Origin of the sequence: Nocardioides sp. (genome assembly GCF_050699375.1) — a bacterium.
In the GTDB taxonomy this organism is placed as follows: domain Bacteria; phylum Actinomycetota; class Actinomycetes; order Propionibacteriales; family Nocardioidaceae; genus Nocardioides.
In genome coordinates, this window is record NZ_JBOHDN010000307.1 from 1 (window position 1) to 5512 (window position 5512).

Consider the following 5512-nt stretch of genomic DNA (forward strand, 5'->3'; position numbering starts at 1 on the left):
CGCAGGTCGACGTACCAGACGAGGTCGTCCCGCTTCGGGTCGCCGAGGCGGTGGTGGCCCTTGCGCAGCGGCATGCCGCCGGCCTTGAAAGCCTTGGTCGCCGCGGCGCGTGCCGCCTTCTGATCCATCAGCGCGCCTAGAAGTCGAGGTCGTCTTCGGAGAGCTGACCGCCGCCGGCGACGATGAACTCCTTGCGCGGCGCGACGTCGGAGCCCATCAGCAGGTCGAAGACCCCCGCAGCCGAGTCGGCGTCGTCCAGGGTCAACCGGCGCAGTGTGCGGTGGCGCGGGTCCATCGTCGTCTCGGCCAGCTGGTCGGCGTCCATCTCACCCAGACCCTTGTAGCGCTGGACCGGGTCCTTCCAGGTGACGTTCTTCTTCTTCAGCTCGGCGAGCCGGCGCTGCAGCTCCGGGTCCGAGTAGGTGTAGATGTACTTCTCCATCCCCTTCTTGGGGTTGGAGACCTCGATCCGGTGCAGCGGCGGGACCGCGGTGTAGACCTTCCCGGCCGAGATCAGCTCGGGCATGTACTTGAAGAACAGGGTCGCCAGCAGCGTACGGATGTGGGCGCCGTCGGAGTCGGCGTCGGCCATGAAGATGATCTTGCCGTAGCGGGCCGCGTCGAGATCGAAGCCGCGACCCGTGCCGGTGCCGACGACCTGGATGATCGAGGAGCACTCGGTGTTCTTCAGCATGTCGCCGACCGAGGCCTTCTGGACGTTCAGGATCTTGCCGCGGATCGGGAGCAGCGCCTGGAACTCGGAGTTGCGGGCCACCTTGGCGGTGCCGAGCGCGGAGTCACCCTCGACGATGAACAGCTCGGCACGATCGTCGGTGGTGCGGCAGTCGGCGAGCTTGGAGGGCAGCGCGGAGGACTCCAGGGCGTTCTTGCGCCGCTGGTTCTCCTTCTGCTGGCGCAGCGAGAGGCGCGTCTTGGAGGCGGAGTAGACCTTCTCCATCACCAGCTTGGCCTGCTGCTTCTGCGCCCCGCGAGAGTCGACGAGGAACTTCTTCATCTCCGCGGCGACGACCTTGCGGACGACGCTGCGAGCCGCCGGCGTACCGAGGATCTCCTTGGTCTGGCCCTCGAACTGCGGCTCGGCCAGGCGCACCGTCACCACCGAGGTCAGCCCCTCGAGGACGTCCTCCTTGATGATGTCCTTGTCGCTGACCTTGAGGACCTTGGCGGCACGCATGGCGTCGTTGAAGGTCTTGGTCATGGCGGCCTCGAAGCCACCGACGTGGGTGCCGCCCTTCGGGGTGGCGATCACGTTGACGAAGGAGCGGATCTCGGTGTCGTAGCCGCTGCCCCAGCGCACCGCGATGTCGACGCCGAGCTCACGCTCGACGTCCTGGGGCGTCATGTGGCCGGCGTCGTCGAGCATCGGGACGGTCTCGCTGAAGGTGTCCGAACCCTGCAGCCGAAGTACGCCGCTGACCGGCTCGTCCTTGGCCAGGAAGTCGACGAACTCGGCGATGCCTCCGTCGTGGCGGAACTTCTCCTCGATCGGGTCCGCCGCGGACTGGTCCCGGATGACCAGCTCGAGACCGGGGACGATGAACGACGTCTGCCGGGCTCGGCCGAGGAGCCCCTCGAGCTCGAAGCGGGCGTCCTTGGTGAAGATCTGCCGGTCGGGCCAGAACCGGACCCTGGTCCCGGTCTTGCCCTTGGCCACGCGCTTGCCCTTGCGGGTCAGCCCGGACTGCGGCGTGAACTCGGCCTTCGGCCCGTCCCCCGCGAAGACACCGGGAACGCCCCGACGGAACGACATCCCCTGCTGGGACGGCGAACGGTCCACGTCGATGTCCATCCGCGCCGAGAGCGCGTTGACGACCGAGAGACCGACACCGTGCAGGCCACCGGTGGCGTTGTAGGAGCCGCCACCGAACTTGCCGCCCGCGTGCAGCTTGGTCGCGACCACCTCGACGCCCGGGAGCCCGGTGCGGGGCTCCTTGTCGGTCGGGATTCCGCGACCGTCGTCGTAGACCTCCACCGAGCCGTCGGGGTGCATCGTCACCTCGACGTGACCGGCGACATCGGCCAGCGCCTCGTCGACGCCGTTGTCGATGATCTCCCACAGGCAGTGCATGAGGCCGCGGGTGTCGGTCGAGCCGATGTACATACCTGGACGCTTGCGTACGGCCTCCAGGCCCTCGAGGACGAGGAGGTGCGCGGCGTTGTAGGTGTTGTCAGAGATGATCGGCTCCTGGCTGTCCTGCATTGCTGCGTTGTTGCGTGGGGTGTTGCGTGGGGGTTGCTCAGATGAAATCTACCGTGCGACACGCCCGGGTCTTGCGCAGGCACGCGGCAACCGGCTCGGTCGCCTCGGGCCGCACTCCCCCACGTCAATCGGGCCGAGCACAGTTGTCGTGACCGGTCCGTTACGTGGAACTTGCGGGTTTCGATGCACGAAATGGTCAGTCGACAGGTAAGAATGTCTGTCACGGACAGCGATGTCCCGCGGGGTAGGTCCCACCCACACCCCTTACCCAGAGCGACAACTGCAAGGATTAGAGGTGCGACGAGATAAGAGTCCGCGAAGAGACGCTAGCCATCTAGGGAATCTTCCAAGGCTCACGTACGTTATCCCGGCGCAATGATGATTCAGAAATGAGGCCGATGTGACCACTGCCGTTGCCACCAGCTCGCCGCTCACCTCCGCGGACCGTTGCGACCGGTGCGGAGCGCAGGCCTATGTACGTGCGGAGCTTCGCTCCGGCGGCGACCTGCTGTTCTGTGCCCACCACGCCCGCGAGCACGGCGAGAAGCTCAAGGAGATCGCCACCTCGATCACCGACGAGACGCACAAGCTCAACGAGAAGAGCTGACCCGCCCACCGACTCCCCGTAGGTCCGGACCACGATGGTCCGGGCCTACGGTGCGTTTTGACCATCTCGGGTTGACCATCTCGGGCTAGGGTTCGCCCCGTGAGTCTTGTCGAAGTCATCGTCGCGCTGGTCATCGCCTTCGGCATCGCCGGCATCGTCGTCCCCATCCTTCCCGGCGGCGCACTGCTCGTCGCCGCCGCGATCCTCGGCTGGGCGATCTGGCTGGGAGAGCCCACCGGGTGGGTGATCTTCGGCATCTCCGCCGGCCTGATCGCCATCGGGCTGATCACCAAGTACGCCATCCCCGGCAAGCGCCTCAAGGCCTCCGGGATGCCGCTGTCCACCCAGGTCATGGGTGGACTCCTGGCCATCGTCGGCTTCTTCGTGATCCCCGTCGTCGGCCTCTTCGTCGGCTTCCCGCTGGGTGTCTTCCTCGCCGAGCTGCGCCGTCACGGCGGCGACTCCGGCGAGGCCTGGGCCTCGACCCGTACCGCGTTGAAGGCGATCGGCCTGTTCATCCTGATCGACGCCATCGCGGCCACTCTCGCCACGATCACCTGGGTCGTCGGGCTGTTCGTCACCTGACGCCTCAGACGAGTCCGGCTGTCGAGCATCGACGCCCCCGACGACGATGCATGCTTGACATGGTGGCACGGACAGGGTCGGCTTGGGTGATCGACCAACCGACTCGGGAGGCACCTTGTCAACGACAGCCCCAGAGCTCGACCACCCGGACGACGGTGACCTGAAACGGTCCATCACCGGGCGGCTGCTCTTCTTCTACGTCCTCGGAGACGTCCTCGGTTCAGGTATCTACGTCCTGATCGGTCTCGTCGCCGGTGCAGTGGGCGGCGCGTTCTGGCTGGCCTTCGCCGTCGGCGTCAGCATCGCAACCATCACTGGACTCGCGTACGCAGAGCTCGTCACCAAGTACCCACGGGCCGCCGGTGCGGCGCTCTATGTCAACAAGGCCTTCCGCAACACCTTCCTGACCTTCCTGGTCACCGTCTGCATGCTGTCGGCCAGCTTCGCGGCCGCCGGGTCGCTCGCGACCGGCTTCTCGTCCTACTTCGCCGAGGTCTGGGCACTGCCGCCGGCGCTGCTCATCTCGATCGTCTTCATCCTCGTGCTCGCGGTGGTCAACTTCATCGGCATCACCGAGTCGGTCGTGATCAACATGCTGATGACGTTCGTCGAGATCGCCGGGCTCATCATCATCATGGTGATCGGGGCGATTCACGTGGGTCGCGGCGACGCCGACTTCGGGGTGCTCACGGACTTCTCCAGCGACGGCAGCCCGATCTTCGCGATCGTGGCGGGCGTGGCGCTGGCGTTCTTCGCGATGACCGGGTTCGAGAACGCCGCCAACGTTGCCGAGGAGACCGTCAACCCGGCCAAGACCTTCCCACGGGCGCTCGTCGGCGGCATGGCGGCGGCTGGTGTCATCTATGTGATCGTGGCGATGACCGCGGCGCTCACCGTACCGGTCGACCAGCTGGCCGAGTCGCCCGCCGCACTGCTCGAGGTCGTCAAGGAGGGCATCCTGCCGTTCCCCGTCGGGTTCATGACCGTCCTCTTCGCCGTCATCGCGATGGTGGCGATCACCAACACGACGCTTGTCGCGGTCGTCACCGAGTCACGCATCCTCTACGGCATGGCTCGCGAAGACGTCGTCCCCGGAGCCTTCGCGAAGATCCACCCTTCGCGGCGCAGCCCCTGGGTCGCTCTGAGCTTCGCCGCGGCCGTGGTGATCGGACTTCTGGTGATCGGCAAGCTGATCTCGGAGGCAGGTGTCGGCATGGACGTCGTCGCCCGCCTGGCCACGGTCACCGTCGTGTTCACGCTGTTCATCTACGGGCTCGTCATCGTGGCAGCCCTCAAGCTGCGCGGGTCCGACGAGGGGCCGGACACCTTCCGCGCCAACACCGGCCTGCTCTACGTCGGCCTCCTCGGCAACGCGATTCTGCTCGTCTACGTGATCGTCGACGACCCGTCATCGCTGTGGTGGTGCGCAGGCCTGCTCGGGTTGGGCCTTGCCCTGTACGCCGCCGAGCGCCTGTTCGGCCACCGCGACCGATCGGCGGGCGTCGAGCGAGGAGAACCGACCCCGGCCAGTGACGACACCACCGAAGACGGATCGCACAGAGGAGAGAGCTCATGACCGGCATGCACGTCATCGTCACCACGGACGGTTCTCGACAGTCGTTGCAGGCTGCTCGCAAGTTCAAGTCCTTCGCCGATCCCGACAAGATCAGCGACATCTCGGTGATCGCCGTGGTTCGGCCGCTCGCGGCCGTGGGTTTCTCCGACGACCTCGCTCCGTCGAAGACCTCGAAGTTCGAGGCGCTCGACTTCCGCAAGGCTGCCGAGTCCGCGGTCGCATCGGTCGCGACCGAGTTCGCCGGCTGGGGGCCTCCGGTCCACAAGCGGATCCGGAGCGGTTCGCCGGCCAACGAGATCATCAAGGCGGCCTCCCAGATCGGGGCCGGTCTCATCGTGGTCGCATCCGGTGGCCGGGGCCTCAGCGACACCGTGCTGATGGGCAGCACGGCCCAGCGCATCCAGCACTATGCGCCGTGTCCTGTGCTCGTCGTACGCCCGACCCCACGCAAGCCGCGCAAGAAGGCCTGAACTGGACCGGGATCCGCGGCAGCGGGTCCACGACGACGAACGCCCTCCCGGAG

General features: G+C 66.6%; 5 protein-coding genes. 4 read left to right on the forward strand and 1 reads right to left on the reverse strand.

Annotated features, from left to right (window positions below; translation table 11 throughout):
* Positions 1-136 precede the first annotated feature (136 nt).
* Complete coding sequence (locus ACRDPS_RS21845) at positions 137-2221, reverse strand: DNA gyrase/topoisomerase IV subunit B (protein WP_431503770.1); 2085 nt, start codon at positions 2219-2221, stop codon at positions 137-139.
* Between the two features lie 400 nt (positions 2222-2621).
* On the opposite strand from ACRDPS_RS21845, the gene ACRDPS_RS21850 reads away from it, so the two are divergent.
* The 4 genes from ACRDPS_RS21850 (at position 2622) to ACRDPS_RS21865 (ending at position 5459) form a co-directional block, all read left to right on the forward strand.
* The gene (locus ACRDPS_RS21850) at positions 2622-2828 is read left to right on the forward strand and encodes a DUF7455 domain-containing protein (protein ID WP_431503771.1); all 207 of its coding nucleotides are present in this window, start codon (positions 2622-2624) and stop codon (positions 2826-2828) included.
* 99 nt (positions 2829-2927) lie between these two features.
* Positions 2928-3413 carry a DUF456 domain-containing protein gene (locus ACRDPS_RS21855; RefSeq protein WP_431503772.1) on the forward strand — a complete coding sequence of 162 codons (486 nt, stop codon included), beginning with the start codon at positions 2928-2930 and terminating at the stop codon, positions 3411-3413.
* 115 nt (positions 3414-3528) lie between these two features.
* Positions 3529-4989, forward strand: a complete 1461-nt coding sequence (locus tag ACRDPS_RS21860; RefSeq protein ID WP_431503773.1) for an APC family permease — start codon at positions 3529-3531, stop codon at positions 4987-4989.
* Complete coding sequence (locus ACRDPS_RS21865; protein WP_431503774.1) at positions 4986-5459, forward strand: universal stress protein; 474 nt, start codon at positions 4986-4988, stop codon at positions 5457-5459. The genes ACRDPS_RS21860 and ACRDPS_RS21865 overlap by 4 nt, the downstream gene beginning before the upstream one ends.
* Positions 5460-5512: the final 53 nt, after the last annotated feature.

Bases quoted from the DNA above. Each gene is read 5' to 3' on its own strand.
- ACRDPS_RS21845 (WP_431503770.1), bottom strand. From the start codon at position 2,221: ATGCAGGACAGCCAGGAGCCGATCATCTCTGACAACACCTACAACGCC.
- ACRDPS_RS21865 (WP_431503774.1), top strand. From the start codon at position 4,986: ATGACCGGCATGCACGTCATCGTCACCACGGACGGTTCTCGACAGTCG.